The 18726-nt window shown below is 49.7% G+C and carries 17 protein-coding genes; 4 read left to right on the top strand and 13 right to left on the bottom strand.

The window, feature by feature from the left end; translation table 11 throughout:
• Positions 1–268 precede the first annotated feature (268 nt).
• Complete coding sequence (locus AC6R10_RS00085) at positions 269–706, bottom strand: GNAT family N-acetyltransferase (protein ID WP_500671118.1); 438 nt, start codon at positions 704–706, stop codon at positions 269–271.
• Positions 707–890: 184 nt separating this feature from the next.
• Here AC6R10_RS00085 and AC6R10_RS00080 point away from each other — a divergent pair, with 184 nt between their 5' ends.
• On the top strand, positions 891–2075 hold the full coding sequence (locus AC6R10_RS00080; protein WP_500671117.1) for an MFS transporter: 1185 nt from the start codon (positions 891–893) through the stop codon (positions 2073–2075).
• The gene (gene yidZ / locus AC6R10_RS00075) at positions 2050–3030 is read left to right on the top strand and encodes an HTH-type transcriptional regulator YidZ (RefSeq protein ID WP_500671116.1); all 981 of its coding nucleotides are present in this window, start codon (positions 2050–2052) and stop codon (positions 3028–3030) included. The genes AC6R10_RS00080 and yidZ overlap by 26 nt, the downstream gene beginning before the upstream one ends.
• A gap of 284 nt (positions 3031–3314) precedes the next feature.
• Here yidZ and AC6R10_RS00070 read toward each other — a convergent pair whose 3' ends face one another.
• The 7 genes from AC6R10_RS00070 to AC6R10_RS00040 all read right to left on the bottom strand — a co-directional run bounded on the left by AC6R10_RS00070 (position 3315) and on the right by AC6R10_RS00040 (position 11478).
• Complete coding sequence (locus tag AC6R10_RS00070; RefSeq protein WP_500671115.1) at positions 3315–4040, bottom strand: DUF3581 domain-containing protein; 726 nt, start codon at positions 4038–4040, stop codon at positions 3315–3317.
• Positions 4041–4192: 152 nt separating this feature from the next.
• Positions 4193–5731, bottom strand: coding sequence for a histidine ammonia-lyase (gene hutH, locus AC6R10_RS00065; protein ID WP_500671114.1), 1539 nt, complete (start codon positions 5729–5731; stop codon positions 4193–4195).
• A gap of 19 nt (positions 5732–5750) precedes the next feature.
• Positions 5751–7451, bottom strand: a complete 1701-nt coding sequence (gene hutU, locus AC6R10_RS00060) for a urocanate hydratase (protein WP_500671113.1) — start codon at positions 7449–7451, stop codon at positions 5751–5753.
• Positions 7448–8521: a formimidoylglutamase gene (gene hutG, locus AC6R10_RS00055; protein WP_500671112.1), complete on the bottom strand. Its 1074-nt coding sequence runs from the start codon at positions 8519–8521 to the stop codon at positions 7448–7450. The genes hutU and hutG overlap by 4 nt, the downstream gene beginning before the upstream one ends.
• The gene (hutI, locus tag AC6R10_RS00050) at positions 8514–9734 is read right to left on the bottom strand and encodes an imidazolonepropionase (RefSeq protein WP_500671111.1); all 1221 of its coding nucleotides are present in this window, start codon (positions 9732–9734) and stop codon (positions 8514–8516) included. The genes hutG and hutI overlap by 8 nt, the downstream gene beginning before the upstream one ends.
• A 107-nt stretch (positions 9735–9841) precedes the next feature.
• The gene (hutC, locus tag AC6R10_RS00045) at positions 9842–10552 is read right to left on the bottom strand and encodes a histidine utilization transcriptional repressor HutC (protein ID WP_334550531.1); all 711 of its coding nucleotides are present in this window, start codon (positions 10550–10552) and stop codon (positions 9842–9844) included.
• A 152-nt stretch (positions 10553–10704) separates the two neighbouring features.
• Positions 10705–11478, bottom strand: coding sequence for a nucleotidyltransferase family protein (locus AC6R10_RS00040; protein WP_487902427.1), 774 nt, complete (start codon positions 11476–11478; stop codon positions 10705–10707).
• Between the two features lie 309 nt (positions 11479–11787).
• Here AC6R10_RS00040 and AC6R10_RS00035 point away from each other — a divergent pair, with 309 nt between their 5' ends.
• Complete coding sequence (locus AC6R10_RS00035) at positions 11788–12441, top strand: thiopurine S-methyltransferase (protein ID WP_500671110.1); 654 nt, start codon at positions 11788–11790, stop codon at positions 12439–12441.
• A gap of 98 nt (positions 12442–12539) precedes the next feature.
• On the opposite strand, the gene purT is transcribed toward AC6R10_RS00035, so the two are convergent.
• Positions 12540–13715: a formate-dependent phosphoribosylglycinamide formyltransferase gene (purT, locus tag AC6R10_RS00030; protein WP_500671109.1), complete on the bottom strand. Its 1176-nt coding sequence runs from the start codon at positions 13713–13715 to the stop codon at positions 12540–12542.
• A gap of 188 nt (positions 13716–13903) precedes the next feature.
• On the opposite strand from purT, the gene AC6R10_RS00025 reads away from it, so the two are divergent.
• Positions 13904–15133 carry a cyclic di-GMP phosphodiesterase gene (locus AC6R10_RS00025; protein ID WP_500671108.1) on the top strand — a complete coding sequence of 410 codons (1230 nt, stop codon included), beginning with the start codon at positions 13904–13906 and terminating at the stop codon, positions 15131–15133.
• Positions 15134–15282: 149 nt separating this feature from the next.
• On the opposite strand, the gene cdd is transcribed toward AC6R10_RS00025, so the two are convergent.
• From cdd to sbcB, 4 genes are all read right to left on the bottom strand, one after another.
• Complete coding sequence (gene cdd, locus AC6R10_RS00020; protein WP_500671107.1) at positions 15283–16170, bottom strand: cytidine deaminase; 888 nt, start codon at positions 16168–16170, stop codon at positions 15283–15285.
• 206 nt (positions 16171–16376) lie between these two features.
• Positions 16377–17054 carry an LrgB family protein gene (locus AC6R10_RS00015; RefSeq protein ID WP_500632222.1) on the bottom strand — a complete coding sequence of 226 codons (678 nt, stop codon included), beginning with the start codon at positions 17052–17054 and terminating at the stop codon, positions 16377–16379.
• The gene (locus tag AC6R10_RS00010; protein ID WP_500671106.1) at positions 17054–17419 is read right to left on the bottom strand and encodes a CidA/LrgA family protein; all 366 of its coding nucleotides are present in this window, start codon (positions 17417–17419) and stop codon (positions 17054–17056) included. The genes AC6R10_RS00015 and AC6R10_RS00010 overlap by 1 nt, the downstream gene beginning before the upstream one ends.
• Before the next feature lie 15 nt (positions 17420–17434).
• A partial coding sequence (sbcB, locus tag AC6R10_RS00005; RefSeq protein ID WP_500671105.1) for an exodeoxyribonuclease I occupies positions 17435–18726 on the bottom strand: 1292 nt, incomplete at its 5' end.

Below are 18726 nucleotides of genomic sequence, written 5' to 3'. Positions count from 1 at the left end.
TTGTGACCGTTTAAGTACTCAATTTGCCAAAGCGCCATTTGACTTATTTTTCCTCATGGCTGCGGTTCTTGAGTGCAGTCAAAAGTGTAGCTATCGACAATTTATAGAGTATTTCTGTTGTGAATATTTATGTGTATTTGTGCTGCACAACATCTCAAGATCAGGAGTAAATAAGCCTGATCTCGTTCAGCATAGATAGCTAGTGCTCTATCTAAACTATCTGAGCCTTTGATAGTAAAGAAATAGCACTATATTCCATTTGTCAGCCCTAAGTTATGTCTTTGAAAAAGTGAATTTTACTCTCGTCAGAACACCCTTTATCCTCATAACCTGAGATCTTGTAACCACTTGAAATAAGCATCTTTAGCATGGACGAATATCGATTCATTGACTTAACGCTGACCGCTGTATAGCCTTTTCCCGAACACCAGTTTTCTTGAGCTTTTCTAAGCGTTGTTGCTACACCCATCCTTCTATATGCTGGAATAACGCCACTTAGCCATATATAGAACTCCCGAGAATCAATTTGATAACCAACTTGATAACCAACAATTTCACCTCTTGATTTCGCTATCAACACTAATGAGGGCTTATCGTTTATACGTTGTTCAAGCTCTTCTCTGGTTGAGGTTCTTTCAAACTCAGGAACCTGATTTTGAACGTAAATGACTTCATCTAATGATCCTATATCCCACTCGATTGACATGATGCCCTCTCTGGTGTGTGCGTACAATGTGACACAAATACTACTGCTTACCATAGTCCCATCACAATGGAACATGTGGACAACGGAAATTTCCATTTGCGACATACCCGTTGTCGCCTAGTTCACTCGTCATTCACCACAGTCAAACCTTAAACTAATGTCGTTGATATTATTTGGAGGTTATATGATCCGTTTTTTACTGTGCAGTTTCAGCTTTGTACTGCTATATCCAACAGCTATAGACCTTTACCTTGTCGGTCTCCCTCAAATTGCTACGGATCTTAATGCCACTGAATCGCAATTACATACTGCTTTCTCTGTTTATCTGGGTGGAATGGCGAGCACTATGTTTATTGCGGGTAAGATAGCAGATAGGTTTGGTCGAAAGCCTGTCGCTATTGTCGGTAGTGTGATTTTTATCATAGCCTCTTTGTTAGCTGGTAATACTGAGTACATAAACTCATTTTTAGTGGCTAGATTATTTCAAGGAATTGGAGCTGGTGCTTGCTATGTGGCAGCATTTGCTATTTTGCGTGATGCTCTCAATGATGAGGTCAGAGCCAAAGTGCTGTCCATGCTGAATGGCATAATTTGCGTTATTCCCGTTATTGCCCCTGTTGTTGGACATATGATCATGCTCTATAGCCCTTGGCGTACTTTATTTACTGTAATGGCTGGTATTGGTTGTTTTGTTTGTGTCATGGCTATCTTCGTATTGAAAGAAACCTTAGATAAACCCGCTATATCTGATAGCAAATATAACGATTCAGAAAGTTTCGTGAACCCATATTTTATTAAGCGTTTACTCGTCACTTCATTGGGCGTAACGATCATTCTAAGTTTTGTGAATGTGTCACCCATGGTGATTATGGGAACGCTTGAGCTTGACCGTGAAGCATACGCATCGATTATGGCTTTCACGGCTTGCTCTAGTATGATTACGTCATTCGCTACACCGCTAGCTTTAAACTATTTGAGTCAAAAACACTTAACCTTTATAGGGCAGCTTTTATTCTTGCTCTCAGCATTTGGGCTTGTGTGCTCTGCACAGTTACAGCTAGATACCAAGTATTATATTGCCTCTTTTGCCTTCCTTTGTGTTGCTTTCTCTTTAGGTTTTGGAATATTAATGAGTCAAGCGTTAGCCCCTTTTCGTAAACGAGCTGCGGTAGCGAGTTCATTGCTCTGTATCAGTCACGTTACGTTCTCTGCTGCTTATATATGGCTAATGGGAGCCTTAAATGTGAGTGCTTTTAATATTCTTATAGTTATTTTGATTGTAGGTAGTGCTATCAGTATGGTTCTATTACTATTAGAGAGGTTCAATACAACTTACTCTAACAATGAAAAAATCACTCTCAAGCCTTGATCTTAACCTATTGTTTACGTTGCAGATTTTAGTTCAGGAGCGTAGTGTCACTATGGCAGCCAAAAAGCTCAACGTAACTCCATCGACTGTGAGTAAATCACTTAATAAACTCAGAGGTTGGTTTGATGACGAGTTGTTTGTTAAAACGCCTTCTGGTCTTCTTCCAACACCACTTGTAGAAAATATGTCGCAAGATCTGTCTGATTGGCTGCAAATGAGCAATCAATTGTTAGAAAAACGAAGTCAACCCGTTCCTAATAATGTTCATTTTGATTTGCATGTCGAGTCTCCATTACTGCTGACCTTTCTCAATCAACTACTGACCAAAGTGCATCGGTATTACCCTAATGCTACTGTTAAAACAAGCAACTGGGATTATGATTCTATTGAAGCTTTGGTCAGTGGTGAGGCTGACATTGCGTTTACTGGACGAGAGACTCATCCAAGATCAAGAGAGTCGCTAGACTTGCTTCCATACTCAATTGATTTTGAAGTGCTGTTTCATGACAACCCAAAAGTTTTTTTGCGTAACGATCACCCAGCACTGAGTGAAGACTGGAACTTAAGTACATTCCTCAAATATTCGCATATCAATATAGTATGGGAGAAAAGCGACACATGGGCACTTGATGACGTCTTGATCGAGATAGGTGCGACACGCTCTATCGGTTTAACGCTATCAAGTTTTGAACAAGCTCTCTACATGACAGCGCAGCCAGACCATCAGTTAATAACTACTGCTCCACAATATTGTCAGAAGTATATTGAGCATTTACACCCAAACCTTGTCTCTTTACCTATCCCTCTAGAGCCTGAGCACCTCAAGCAACTGGTGATCCCGTTTACTATGATTTGGCATAAACGTAATGCATACAATCCTAAACTGGTTTGGCTAAAAGACACTTTAAGAGAATTGATGAGATTTAATTCGGTGGATAATTCACTGGGTCAATAAGCTACCATTTATGTTGCGTAAATAGTCACCCATTTAGCAAAAGTGATGCACATCACTGTTTAATCCCACGCAAATAGACCACCGCGGACTGGTGGTTTTGAGATTTCGGTATACAAAAAGTTATTCAAGGATGACTAATTTAGCAATACATATAACACAGAATTGTCCAAAAGTGTGTTAGATTAAATCCATATAGAAAATAACTATCATCACACATATAAAAAACAACGCCTCACTTGTGTGAGGCGTTGTTCTATCAATCGCTATGTAGTGAGTCTAGCTAATCACGCAGCAACACTAAACTGAGCAAGAAACGCTTCCTTACGCTCGTTGAAGCGATTCACCAAATCATCGATGTCGGCTTGGTTGTATGGCTTCAGGCCGCTGGCAACCATGCGCTTGACACCTTTGCCGACAATTTCGCCATCTTCTTTAAAATCAAAGTTGAGTGTAACAACGCCGCGTTTACCTTCCACATCAAAGGTGGCACCGGCAAAGCTGACTTCTGGGTGGGTCAGATCTAGGCGGGTAAATTCCACTTCCATGCTCTCGTAAATCACCAAAGGACGCTGGCAGTTGATCATCATCTGCTGCTCTTCCATCAGAGGCACCATGATGTGAGGGAAGTTCATGCCGGAGAACTGTACGTAGTTGGTCACAACGTGCTCGATGAACGCAGGATCGTGGCTCACTGCGCCTTCACGGTTCATGTGCAAGTACTCTTTACCGTTGGCATCAACCACAGCGGCTTCTTTGCTGCATTTGTTCTCAATGTGCAGGGCAATGCCATCATTCACCATACCTGAGAAGTCAAAACGCATCTTCTGGCTGACGCCCTCTTTTTGTAGCAGCACAGCAAACAATAGATCACCGGGTACACAGAAGCGCTTGTTGTCTTCATCGTGAATAGGGTTGTAGTCACCGGCCACTTTTTTGGCGAAATGACTGGCCTGAAGGCGAGTGAATTGGAATTGCTTGTCGTTGCTAGAAAAATAAGGAGTTAAAAACATAATGTACGCTACTTAGCCAAAACTGCCGTGATTATATATGACGATTTGATTTCAATGGTCGATCCAGTTGAATTTTCACCAAACCATGACTCGTTTTGAGATGGGCCTAGAACGCAGGTGGCGTTCTAGGCATTATGTTTGAGTGTAGAGGGTTAGAGACTCGGCAGGATCTCTTGTGGCATCAGATGGTTATGAACGGCCATTTTGAGCAAGCTATTGGCTTTTTCAATATCAGGGGCGAAGTAACGATCTTTGTCGTAGAAGCTGACTTTCTCGCGCAAGATGTGCTTGGCCTCTTCAATACGTGGTGAAGAGGAAAGAGGGGAACGAAAATCGATCCCTTGCGCGGCAGATAGGTACTCAACGGCTAAGATACCGCGGGTATTTTCGCCCATGTCTTTGAGGCGACGGCCAGCAAATGTCGCCATCGACACGTGATCTTCCTGGTTCGCTGAGGTTGGCAAGCTGTCCACCGAGGCAGGGTGAGCCAAGGTTTTGTTTTCGCTTGCCAGTGCCGCAGCGGTGACTTGAGCAATCATAAAGCCCGAGTTCACGCCGCCGTTGTCGACCAAAAATGGTGGTAGTTTGCTGAGCGCGCTGTCAATAAGTAGCGCCATACGACGCTCTGAAAGGCTGCCAATTTCGGCAATAGCGAGCGCTAAGTTATCTGCAGCCATCGCCACCGGCTCGGCGTGAAAGTTACCGCCTGAGATGATGTCGCCGTCGTCGGCAAACACCAAGGGGTTGTCTGAGACGGAGTTGGCCTCTACCTGCAACACATCGGCCGCGTTACGAATCTGCTGTAAACACGCGCCCATGACCTGAGGCTGGCAGCGCAGGGAGTAGGGGTCTTGCACCTTTTCACAGCCGTTGTGCGATTCACCGATTTCACTGCTGTTATCAAGCAGGTGACGATACGCAGCAGCGGCGTCCATCTGTCCGCGATGACCCCGCACACGATGAATGCGCGGATCAAACGGACGACGACTGCCAAGCGCTGCTTCCACTGACATCGCGCCGCACACGGTTGCTGAAGCAAACAGATCTTCAGCCGCAAACAGACCTTCTAACGCAAAGGCGGTGGAGGCTTGTGTGCCGTTGAGCAGAGCAAGGCCCTCTTTTGGCGCTAAGGTGATCGGTTTTAGACCCGCAATCGTTAGGGCTTCAAGACCCGAAATGATCTTTCCGTTGTGACGCGCTTGTCCTTCACCAAGCAACACGGTGCTCATGTGAGCCAGCGGCGCTAAATCACCCGAGGCGCCAACGGAGCCTTTTTGCGGCACGCAAGGGTAGACTTGCGCGTTGACCAGCTCGATAAGCGCTTGGATGACACTTAGGCGAATCCCTGAATAGCCACGGGCTAAGCTATTGATTTTGAGCACCATCATCAAGCGTACGGTTTCATCTGCCATCAGCTCGCCTATGCCGGCAGCGTGTGACAGTACAATGCTCTTTTGCAAGGTTTCTAAGTCTTCAGGCGCAATACGCGTGTTGGCCATTAAGCCAAAACCGGTGTTGATACCATAGACGGTGCGATTTTCCGCGATCACCTGTTCCACCACCTGCGTACTCTCTTCAATGGCAGGGATGGCGCTGTCGTCCAGTGAAAGGTTAACTGGGCTGCGACTGATGTGGCGCAATTGATGTAAGCTGAGCTGTCCCGGCTTTAACAGTAAGTTGAGCATGTTCATATTCCTTCTCTTGCGCGGGTTATTTTAGCTTTTTCAGTTCTTCATTGAGCATAGGAAGATCTAATCCTTGCTCTGCGGCGCATTTTTTCGCGATATCGTAGCCTGCATCCGCATGGCGCATCACCCCTGTTGCAGGGTCATTGTGCAGGACACGTGCAACTCGCTCACTGGCATCGTGGCTGCCATCACAGCAAATGACCATACCCGAGTGTTGTGAAAAGCCCATACCGACACCGCCGCCATGATGCAGCGACACCCAAGTGGCGCCGCCTGCGGTATTGAGCAGTGCATTCAATAGGGGCCAATCTGAGACCGCGTCAGAACCATCCATCATGCCTTCTGTTTCACGGTTCGGGCTGGCAACCGAGCCAGAATCAAGGTGATCGCGGCCAATCACAATTGGCGCTTTGAGTTCGCCGTTTTTGACCATTTCATTGAATGCTTGGCCAAGACGTTCGCGATCTTTAAGGCCCACCCAACAAATTCGTGCCGGTAAACCTTGGAATTGAATGCGCTCGCGCGCCATATCGAGCCAATGGTGCAGATGTGGGTTATCGGGGATCAGCTCTTTCACTTTCTGGTCGGTTTTGTAGATATCTTCCGGATCGCCAGAGAGCGCCGCCCAGCGAAACGGCCCAATCCCTTCGCAGAACAGTGGGCGAATATAGGCAGGGACAAAACCAGGGAAATCAAACGCATTTTCGACACCCTCTTCAAGCGCCATTTGGCGGATGTTGTTGCCGTAATCTAGGGTAGCGGCGCCGCGCGATTGCAAATCGAGCATCGCTTGCACTTGGCGCGCCATGGATTGCTTGGCCGCTTTCACCACGGCGGCTTCATCTTGTGAGCGCATTGTCGCAGCGTGTGCCATCGTCCATCCTGATGGCAAGTAGCCATTTAGAGGATCGTGCGCCGAGGTTTGATCGGTGACGACATCGGGTGTAATGCCGCGCTCAACCAACTGAGGGAAAATATCGGCGGCGTTGCCCAGTAAGCCAACAGAAATCGGCGTGGTAGCGTCTGCAATCATTGCTAGTGCTTCATCGAGCGAGGTCGCTTTTTTATCAACATAGCCAGTACGCAGACGGTAATCGATTCGCGACTCATCACATTCAACGGCGATCATCGAAAAACCCGCCATCGTCGCGGCTAACGGCTGAGCGCCACCCATGCCGCCTAAACCACCGGTAAGCACCCAACGGCCACTGGCATCACCAGAGAAGTGTTGTTTGGCTACCGCGACAAAGGTTTCATAGGTGCCTTGGACGATCCCTTGCGAGCCGATGTAGATCCAACTGCCCGCCGTCATTTGACCGTACATCATCAGCCCTTGCTTATCGAGCTCATTAAAGTGTTCCCAGTTGGCCCAATGGGGAACGAGATTCGAGTTAGCGATCAGTACGCGTGGCGCATTTTTATGAGTGGGGAAAACACCAACAGGCTTGCCCGATTGCACCACTAGGGTTTGGTCGTCTTCAAGGCGCTCCAGCACCTCGAGGATTTTGTCATAACACGCCCAATCGCGCGCCGCGCGTCCAATACCGCCATACACGACGAGCGCGTGTGGGTGCTCGGCCACATCGGGGTCTAGATTGTTCATCAACATACGCAGTGGCGCTTCGGTAAGCCAAGACTTCGCGCGCAAGGTTGTGCCATGTGGTGCGCGAATGGTACGCGCCGTATCGAGGCGCGGGTTGTGGTGCTTGGTCGGTTGACTCATTGGGGGAACTCCTTGTTCGGTTGTTTAGTCTGGCTTGGTGTGTTCACCATGGCCTTAGCTATGTCCCAGCATAAGCGGGCAGCGAATCGCGCCGTTTGCTGGTCGATGTCAAATCTAGGGTTGTATTCGGCAATGTCGGCTAGACGCAGCTTTTCAGGCTGAGCAAGACAGAGCTGTAAAAGTGGCGATAAGGTATCAAGGCTCACGCCCCGAGCGGCAGGTGCGCTCACGCCCGGTACTGTGGCGGCAGGAAAGACATCCAGATCGATAGTGAGATAGAGGTAATCGCACTGCTCGATAAATTGGCGCAACTGCTCGAGTGGGGTTTTGAGTGAGTAGGGCGCGAGCTCGGTGTCTTCGATGTACAAGACGCCCAGTTCATCCGCACGTTGAAACAGCGCGGCGGTATTGCTCGCGCGGCTTACACCAATGCACGCGTACTGAAAGGGCCATTGATGCGCTTGGCAGTAACGAGCAATTTGATGAAACGGCGTGCCTGAGCTCGGTTGCGTGTCTTGGGTATCAAAGGTGCGTAAATCAAAATGGGCATCAAAATTGATGATGCCTATCTTCGGTGCGATCTGCTGCTGTTGAGCTCCGCCTTGAGTTGTGGTTGCAGGCGATGTTTTATCCAAGTGGTGCTGAAGAAAGCTCGCTAACCCCTGAAAAGAGGCCCACGCCACTTCATGCCCGCCACCTAAGGTGATCACTTTGCTGTGCTCGAGTGCGAGTGAAATGTGCTGCGCGCACTCATGCTGCGCCGACTCAAGCTGACCTTGGGTGCAGGTGACATTCCCTAAGTCCAGCCAAGGGGTCGATTCATGCCACGCGAGGTTTGCCAATGCTTGGCGAATCGCATCTGGCCCACCGGCGGCGCCGACTCGTCCTTTGTTACGTGCCACGCCTTCATCACAGGCAAAACCCAATAGGGCAATGGCATCTTGAGTGTGCTCACTGAGTGCGTCGCTAGTGGTAGAGGTGACGACATGATGGACGCGCTGGCCCAGTGCGCCATCTTCTTTGTCATCTCGCCCTTGCCAGTGAAAAGATGATTGAGGTTGATTAGGCATGATTGAGCTCTCCCAATACAACACGTGCGGTTAAACGCGGCATGCCTTGCTGGTAGCTAAGATCTGCTGGGTGGGCGATGTCCCAAATCGCAAGATCAGCGTCAAAGCCTGGTGCGATCTGCCCGCGGGTCGGTGAATAGCCCAGCGCTTTCGCGGCGTGGCAGGTGACACCGCGCAGCGCTTCTTGTGGCGTTAAGCCAAATAAGGTGCACGCCATGTTCATCATCATGGTTAAGTCGGCAAACGGCGAGGTGCCGGGGTTGAAGTCTGTCGCGAGCGCCATAGGGACGCCGGCTTGGCGCAAGGAGTCTATCGGTGGGTGCTGTGTCTCTTTTAAAAAGTAAAACGCGCCGGGTAGCAAGGTGGCAACAGTGCCTGATTGAGCAAGCGCATTCACGCCGGTCTCATCCATGTACTCGATATGATCCGCTGAGAGCCCAGAGTACTTGGCCGTTAACGCACTGCCGCCAAGGTTCGACAGTTGCTCAGTATGCCCTTTAATCGCGAGCCCATGCGCGGTCGCACATTGGAAGACACGCTCGGTTTGCGCCAGTGAAAAGCCGATGGATTCACAGAAGACATCCACACTAGTGGCAAGCTGCTCTTCGGCCACGGCAGGAATGATCGCTTGGCAAATATAGTCAACGTAATCGTCGGCGCGCCCTTGGTATTCTGGTGGCACCGCATGGGCGGCAAGCAGGGTGGTCGTCACGCGCACCTTACGGTGCTGTTCAAGTGCTTTGGCGGCGCGCAACATTTTCAGCTCATCGGCGAGCGTAAGGCCATAACCGGATTTGATTTCCACTGACGTGACACCGGTGCGTAGCAGTCCATCCAAACGAGGCAGCGCAAGTTCAGTGAGCGTCTGTTCGCTCGCCTCTCGAGTGGCTTTCACGGTTGCGAGAATGCCGCCGCCTTGCTCCGCGATGGTTTGATAACTGGCGCCGCACAATCGCATTTCAAACTCGTGCGCTCGGCTACCGGCATGAATCAGATGAGTATGGCAATCAATCAACCCCGGCGTCACCAGTTGGCCTTGGCAATCATAGCGTTCGGGCTGCGGTTGGATGTCGCCGACAAAGGCGATTTTACCTTGCACAATACCGATACTGGTCGGCGCGCTGACTTGATAGCCGCTCTCGCCCTCACACATGGTGACGAGCCGAGCATTGGAGAGCACCAAGTCGTAGTAGGGTAGCTCAGAGGAGAACATTCGATAGACTCTTAGATTTAAATGTATATACAAATAATGAGTCTTGAGTAGTCAAATGATCAAGTGTGATGTTATGAAAATGTGATCGCTAGACCAATTTCAAACGGTCAGAAGGTCACTTTTGAGCTGAGTTTGTAACGCGTGCCGGGATGATAAAGTAACGCGGTACTGACCAGTTTATCTTGGCTCCAGGTACGGCGATTGAGCAGCAAACAGGGCTCGTTCGCCGCCAACTTTAATGCGCTGCGGACTTTATCATCTGCCACGATCGCTTCCACTGTGTGTTCAATCGCACTGAGCGGGCAGTGCTGAGAAAGGTACTGGTTGGGCGTTAAGGTGGTGAAGTCTTGCGAGAGATAGTCGGGCGCGTACGCTTCGTTGACCCAGCGCAGTTCGTATTGAATGGGGGAGTTGTCCTCAAAGTGAATGATTTCACTGTAAAACACCTTGGTATCGAGCATCACCCCCAGCTTGGTCGCAATCACGCCGTCGGCCAATAACTCGACCTGCTTAATCACTTTACTGGAGTAGGCTTTGCCTCGCTGCGCGACCTCTTCTGCGATATTGCGAATATCAAGCAGCGGTGACTCCGCTTTCTCATCTGGTGCACAAACAAACGTGCCCAATCGAGGTCGGCGCTGAAGTTTGCCCTCAGCAACCAGATCGCGAATCGCTTTGTTGACCGTCATACGGCTGACATTGAACTGCTTGGTTAACTCAAGCTCGGTGGTGATTTGGTGACCAACTGGCCAATGACCCGAGCTGATCTGTTGTTCGATGTAGTGTTTGATTTGCAGGTATAACGGTGATTGACTCATAAGCTCACTGATTTCAGAGGGACACGCCATCCATTATTGACTATACAAAAGGGTAACCGATTGGCTGAATGCGTCAAGCAGGAGTGAGCAAGTTGTGAGGCAAACAGGGTCTTGCCCCTTGTTTGCCCATTAATGAGGAGAGCTGAACTTAATTAGGCAGCGCTAAGATGCGTAGTGAGGTAGGGGTGCCAAGCGTCTTGATACAGCGCTTTAGAGAGCTTGCGCATTTTATCGACCTTGGCCATTTCAATGTCATTAAGCGGGCGCGATTCTGCGGCGGCTTGACGCTCAATCAGCTGAATCTGCTCATAAATATCGTGCTCTGCACCATTTTTGACATCCGCAATGGCTTTGAGGTGCAGTTGCACCTCGGCAACCAGTTGAGTTTTGGGCAGTTGAACCAGAATATTCAAGTCACGATAGCCTGATGCTTGCGGGCTCTTAAAACGGTTCTTCACTTTGACTACCGTAGTTTCGCGCGCTAATGCTTCATAGGCGGACATCAAGCCATCAATATCGTGCGCCACTATGGTGGCTCTAGCAAGGTCGGTGATGCGATCTACTTGACCGTCGAGCTCATGGGCAATTTTCTCTTGTGCTCGCTGGCTTGATTTTACGCCAGCAAAGTAAGCGTCGGTGGAGGTTAACAGTGCGGTACTTTTACATAAGGTTTCGAGCTCCGCTTGCGCTTGGTGCGCTTTGCTGTAGAGCACGTCAAAATCTGAATAGGGTTGAGTGGGTGAGGCGTCGGTTGATTTAATGCCGTACAAACCGCTCAAGTTGTGTTTAAACGCTTTAGGACTGACTTGGTTTTGCTTAGTACTGGGTCCTTCATCTCGGTCAGGGGCCATAGGGATGGCGGCAAACGCCGGGGCGCGGCTGAGCATTAACAGCATCAGTGCAGTGGTACGCAAGAATACGCTCATTCACTCTCCTTAGAATCGTAGTCGCTTAGAAAATGGAGGAAAAAGGAACCGCTAAGTGCTACGTGTCTGATTAAGATCTTGGGATGGAAATGGCCTTTCCAAGGTCTGCTATTCGATAAACTTTTGAATTATGACGTTGGTCTCAATTTCATTGGCTTACCTTGGTTGGATTGCGCGTTTTTGCTTAAGTTCATCCGTAAGTTGTAACCAATTATGACCAGATTCCATCGCCGAACGCCTTATCCCACCTACCACGAAGGCTGACTTTCCGTTAGGCTATGGCACGTCAGTCATCGAAAGAGAAAGAGAATGAAAGATCCTGAGTTTTGGCATGCCAAATGGGCATCCAATGAGATTGGTTTCCACTTGGAAGACGTGAATCCATTGCTGATTCAATACTGGCCAGCGACCAACCCCAGCGCAGATGAAAACGTATTTGTGCCGTTGTGTGGTAAATCAGAAGATTTGGTGTGGCTTGCCACCAAGCACAGTGACGTGCAAGGGGTGGAGCTGAGTAACATAGCAGTGCGCGCCTTTTTCGCTGAGCATTTTTATACGCCGTTGGTGATTCCTCTCAATGGTCAGCATGAGCTGTTTCAATTCGATGAGCTCTCTATTTACACCGGAGACATCTTTACCGCGCCCGTCAAACCGGTCGATTTGGTCTATGACCGCGCAGCCTTAGTGGCGCTGCCTGAAGAGATGCGTGTCGACTATGTGGCAAGAATTCAGTCGTTACTCAAACCCGGTGGGCGGATTTTACTCGTCACCTTAGATTATCCTCAATCAGAGATGGCGGGCCCCCCATTTAGCGTGGCCGAGCAGGAAGTTCGTGCCCTGTTTGAGGGGTATCAAGTGACTAAGCTCTATCGAGATGATGCCGACGAGCGCCATCCAAAAATTGCGAAGCGCGGTTTGTCACGCTTTGCCGAAGAGGTCTATTTGATTCAGGCGTCATCATAAGGCGACGATCGGAACGCTGACAATCGGCGAAAATAAAAAACTCTGGCCATTGCGGACCAGAGTTTTTTATTACTTAAATAGAGGGAGGCGTGAACCTATCAGTAAATCACCTTGATCTTACCGGCCGCTTCGACAGCGCTCTCGATGGCTTGCTCAATGGCGTCACGGCGTGTAATCGCAACGCCAAGACGGCGGCGACCGTTGATATCAGGTTTACCGAATAAACGCAGCTGAGTTTGAGGCGCGCTGAGTGCCTGTTGCATGCCTTCAAAACGGATGTCTTGTGAGGTGCCTTGACCTAACACGACGGCAGACGCGGCAGGGCCGTATTGAGTAATGCTGCTGATTGGCATGCCGGTAAACGCGCGGACATGCAGTGCGAACTCTGAACTGTCTTGTGACATCAAAGTGACCAAGCCGGTATCGTGTGGGCGCGGCGAAACTTCATTAAAAATCACCGTGTCGCCTTTGATAAAGAGTTCGACACCAAAAATGCCGTAGCCGCCTAATGCATCGACAACGCTTTGCGCCGCATGCTGCGCCGTTTTTAACGCCTTATCCGACATGACTTGTGGCTGCCAAGACTCACGGTAATCGCCATCTTCTTGGCGATGACCAATTGGGGCGCAGAAATGAACGCCGTCAACGGCGCGTACCGTCAGTAGGGTGATTTCGTAATCAAAATCAATAAAGCCTTCAACAATCACGCGGCCTGCGCCAGTGCGGCCGCCATCTTGAGCGTATGCCCAGGCTTTTTCGATGTCTGCATCGGTCTTAATGACGCTTTGTCCTTTACCCGATGAACTCATCACAGGCTTGCACACGCATGGCAGACCGACCGCCTCAATCGCTGCGGTGAATTCGTCATAGTTGTCGGCAAATCGGTATGGAGAGGTGGTCAGAGAGAGCGTTTCCGCGGCTAAGCGGCGAATGCCTTCGCGGTTCATAGTCAACTGTGTGGCTTTCGCACTCGGCACGACATTGAGACCACGCGCTTCAAGCTCGACCAGCTTGTCGGTTGCGATCGCTTCAATTTCTGGCACGACATAGTGAGGTTGCTCTTTGTCGATGATGGCTTGCAGTGCGTCGCCGTCAAGCATGTCTAGTGTGTAACTGCGATGCGCGACTTGCATAGCAGGGGCATCTTCATAGCGGTCACACGCGATGACTTCTAAGCCCAGTCTCTGACACTCAATGGCGACTTCCTTACCCAGTTCACCTGAGCCGAGGAGAAGAACACGCGTTGCATTTTGACGAGTCGCTGTACCAAACATAATCAACCTTTTAGAGATGTAGAATTTGGCGCTGATCATACGAGGATAGATCTCAAAAGGCAAACGTTTGCGTCTATCTCAATTTTGTGACTTATATTAGGAGTCTTGCATGTATTTGTAGAGCAATGCTCATAAATCGAGGTTATACTTTTGTAAGTCACATGTTGTAAATATAACTATCAATAAGCATGCAATACGATCCTAATAATTCCATCAAAATTCCAATAGAGACACTGACCGTTGGGATGTTTGTCACCGCACTGGAAGACAACAAAAAGGTCAATCTCGCCAACGCAGGGCGCGTGCCGTCTGATCAGTCTGTCAAGCAGTTGATCGGCAACGGTATCAAGTTCGCGTGGGTGGATGAAAGCCTGTCCGCGAAAGGCTGTGTCTTTACTCCGGTCAAAGATCAAGAAGATGATTCCCATGACATTGCGCCGCCTGCAGCGACCGAGGTGATTCGCACCGAGGCGGTGAAGCGCAAGCCGAAAAGTCGTTTCTCAATGCAGAAAAAAGCCGCCAATATCATTCGTGAGGCGAAAGGACTGGCACAGAAAGTTCTGACCCATACGTTTGATGGCAAAACTGTGCACGTCGATGAGTTCGATGATTGGGCGGAAGATTTGATTGAATCCGCGCTGGTGGACTCCGATGCGCTGCAATGTGTTTCAGCGCTGCGCAACAAGGACGAGTATCTATTGGAGCATTCGGTCAATGTGGCCACCTTATTGGTGACCTTTGGTAAACATCTGCAATTGCCAAGAGAGATGCTCAAAGAGATGGCGATCGGCGGCATTATTCATGATGTGGGCAAAGTGAAGGTGGATGATAAGGTGCTGCACAAACCGGCACGCTTAACACCGGAAGAATTTGAGCACATGAAGCTTCATCAAGTGTTTGCGAAAGATATGATCATGTCCGTGACTGGGCTCAGTGATGTGAGCCGTGATGTCTGTCTGATGCATCACGAAAAACTGGACGGCAACGGCTACCCGAATGGCCTTAAAGGGGATGAAATTCCACTGCATGGTCGCATGAGTTGCATTGTGGATATCTACGATGCCCTCACTGCGGATCGCGTCTACAAGCGCGGAATGAGCTCGGCAGAGGCGTTTAAAATTCTATTGAGCCTCACGCCCAATCACCTTGATCGTGAATTGGTGTATAAGTTCATCAACTGTATCGGTATGTACCCAGTGGGGGCGTTGGTCGAACTCAGTGATGGGCGAGTGGGCATCGTCTGGACATCCAATGAATCTGAGCCGCTGAAACCGGAAGTGAAGTGTTTTTACTCGCGTAAGAACAAGCATTATGTCGATGTGGCTTTTGTCGATCTCAAGCGCAGCAGCGTCAAGATTGCCAAAGCGATTGCGCCAAGTCAGCTAGAAGTGGATGCGACGCCGTTCTTTGACGTTTGATGCCTCGATAGTGAGCCGCTACTTTTCGTTGTAGGCAGAATAGGTCTTCGCAGACAAAATAGTCACCGTAAACAGAAAAAGCGCCTTTTACTCACGTTATGTGGATAAAAGGCGCTTTTTTATCGAGCACAATGTGTCGGCGTTAAAGCTTAGATCGCAAGATAGGTCAGCGGAATATCTGGTCCTAATACTTCAAGGGTCGCTTGCGTGTCGGCCAAGTGGCTGATTCCACCTTCGGCCATCTCTGCCAAGGCTGCAGATTCAATCTCGCTGAAGGATTTACCGGCCATCAACAATTGAATCAACGCGACTTGCAGCGGTGGTAAGCTAGGGTTGAACGCAGCGTTTTCAGCGTACGCACCGAGATAGGTCGACCCATCGGTGGTTTTGAGTGCGACACCGCTCAGGTTGTGAGTGTAAGGTGAGTGGCTCATATTCAGCGCTTTTAGAGCCGCTTGTACCAACTCGTCACCGTCTTCACTGTGATAGCCGTGATTGACCTCAGACATCAAACCCGACTCAATACCGAGATCGCTAGGACCAAAGGCTTCTGGCAGATAATCGTGCAGAGTCTTGCCTTCACGTTCAGGCAATTGAACCGTGAGTTCTTTTGCCGTCGACAGTTCATTCATAAACTGACGACAGTGGCCGCAAGGGCTGTAGTTGATGGTGATGTCAGAAATGCCTTGCTCGCCTTTCATCCACGCGTGGCTGATGGCACATTGTTCGGCGTGCACTGTTTGACCGAGTTGCACACCGGCAATCTCAACGTTGGCGCCGAAATATAAGCGACCGGTTAAGCCGCGCACAATCGCACCGACGTAGAATTTAGACAGGGGGGCGTAGGAAAACGCCGCCGCGACAGGCAAGAGCATCACTCGCGTGTCGGCATCGCTTTTACCGCTGATGTTTTTTAACTGCTCAAATTGGTCGGCTGACAGGGTGGCATCAAATGACTCGCTCAGCACGATGGGTTTGAGGTAATCGGCAACGTCGCTAGGGAGCTGTGTCAGGGCTTGTTCTATGCGGCTGGTCATAGTGAATCCTTTATTGTTATTTCAGAGTCAAGCTCGATGCTAGGGAAAACATAGCTAGGTTGTTGACATCTTGTGATACTGGACAATCATTCTATGCGACGCACCAAACAATACAGTGATAAAAATCACACTTACGCTTGTAACGAGTGCAAATTTACTGATAGATGAGTGATGTCACACAATTTTGGCGCACTGCCTAGCCGCAGCTAGTGCGATAACCAGAGCGCCAGAGCGAAAAATGACGGTGCCAATATGGAGGTGATCACGCCACATACCACCAGAGCCAGAGAGCTAAACGCCGCATCTTGCGCGTTTTTCTCCGCACAGGTCGCGGTGCCAAGGGCATGTGAGACGGTGCCCATGGTCAGACCCTTTGCAATTGGGTGGGTGATGTTTAACAGCCCGTAGATAGGGTAGGCGAAAATTGCCCCAAACAAGCCGACCAACAGCACTAAGATCGCTGCAATCGCGGGTTCGCCGCCCAAATGGCTAGAGACTTCCATCGCAATCGGCGTGGTTACCGATTTGCCGAGTAAACTGGCGATCAAGGTTAAGTCGGTGTCTAGGCTAACGGCAATCAGACTGGCCGTCGCCATTGACAGGACGCTACCCACGCCGCATGCCAACATAATGATGCGCCAATTGGCCCGAATTTGGGGGAGCTGCTCATACAGTGGGTAGGCCAAGGCCACAACCGCAGGCTGCAGCAGGAGATTGATCCAGTGATTGCTTTCGTAATAGGTTTCAAAAGGAACGCTCAGCCAAGTCAGAAGCGGGATAAGAACCGCTAGGCTGACCAGCAGCGGGTTCATTAACGGTGAGTTGACTCTGCTGCACACCCAACGCGCACTCAAAAACACCACCACAGTTACGAGTAGCCACATCATTGGTCGCCTCGCTTAAGCAGGCGATCCAGCATCCAGCCCAGAGAGACGAGGACAATCGCTGTGCCACCAATCGCACTTGCCAGAATTGGCCACGCATTGTGGTAGAGCAGATCGAAGTGCTTCATCAGGCCGACACTGATGGGCACAAACAGCAGTACCATATAGCGAATAAACAGCGTCGCACCGGGTTTGACCCACTTTGAGGGCACCAAGCCGCTTGCCATCAAGGAGAACAAAATAAGCATGCCGATGATGCTGCCGGGAATCGAGGTCTCCAGCCATTGCTGAATATTAAGACCGGCGATCAGGCAGAGAAAAATCAAGCCAAATGAGATGAAGTAGTGCAATAAAGTACGAGGCATAAGAGCGGTGTTGCCTTAAGAGACCAACTGTTGAACGTATTGATAGACCGATTTTAAGATAGCGACTTTCTTTTCGTCACTTTCATGTTCATGAACTAAGTTTTCCAGATTGATCATGTAATCTTCAATGCGACTTTCGAAGTACTCGCGGCAATGCGCCGCCCACTGCTGCTGCTCTTTTTCATCCAATGTCCATGGGTAGTGGCGTGCGCGGTAGCGAAATAGCAGCGGGGCGATGCGTGGATCACTGAATTCAATGTCTAGACCTGCGAGTTGCTGCGGATCCGTTTGGCGAATGATCTCCATGGCCGCTTTGTCGGCTGGAGAAAAGAATCCGTCATACAACTGAGTATCCACGTCGGATGACGCGGCGTACTCTCTTTCAATACTGTACAAGCCAATCAACTTTTCGCGGATTTCTGGGTGTTGGCGCAGCGTGGCTAGGTTTTGTAAGCACTGCTCGCGGTCGATGCCAATATGAGCGGCATTGTCCGCCGTGAGGGTTTTCGCAGGGGCGAGAATTGGGCACTTATTGAGATGTACCAGTTTGACCGGCACGGGCAGTTCATCTGGCCCTAGGTCGTCTCGCTTGGTGTACAAACGCGTGTTGAGTGCGTCGACATCAAGATCCAACAGTGGCTGAGGATCTTTGGCTAAGTCGACCATGATAACTGCGTTTTGGTTGGTCGGGTGCCACGCCACTGGAACCATCCAACTGGTGTATTGGCACTCTCGGCCTAACATGCCGGAGACGTGCATCAAGGGGGTCATATTGACAATATCGATCAGCTCATTGAGTTTGCGTTTATGGCGCATCGACAAAAAGTAATCAAACAATTTGGGCTGTGCGGCTTTGATTTTTTTTGCCATCTCAATGGTGGCAATCACATCCGCCATCGCGTCGTGCGCGTTGGCGTGTTCAATGCCATTAGCGACCGATAAATGTTCCAACTTAAAGCTAATAAAGCCTTCTTCGTTTTCTGGCCACTCGATGCCTTTAGGTCGCAACGCATGACACGCGCGTAGCACATCCAATAGATCCCAGCGAGAGTTGCCGTTTTGCCAGCTCCATGCATAGGGGTCAATGAAGTTGCGATAACAGGTATAGCGCGTCACTTCATCATCAAAACGAATGCTGTTGTAGCCCAAGCTTATGGTATTGGGCGTCGCCAATTGCGCGTGAATCTGGGCGATAAATTCAGGTTCTGGCAGCCCTTTACTGACCGCCGTTTGCGGAGTGATACCCGTGATGAGCGCCGCTTCTGGCGCGGGTAAGTAATCGGCAGGTGGCTGACAGTAAATCACCA

It is taken from the genome of Vibrio sp. R12-SG2-ISO1 (assembly GCF_059834045.1).
Note: the sequence above shows the minus strand (reverse complement) of the source record. Positions and strands in the feature narration are given on the sequence as shown.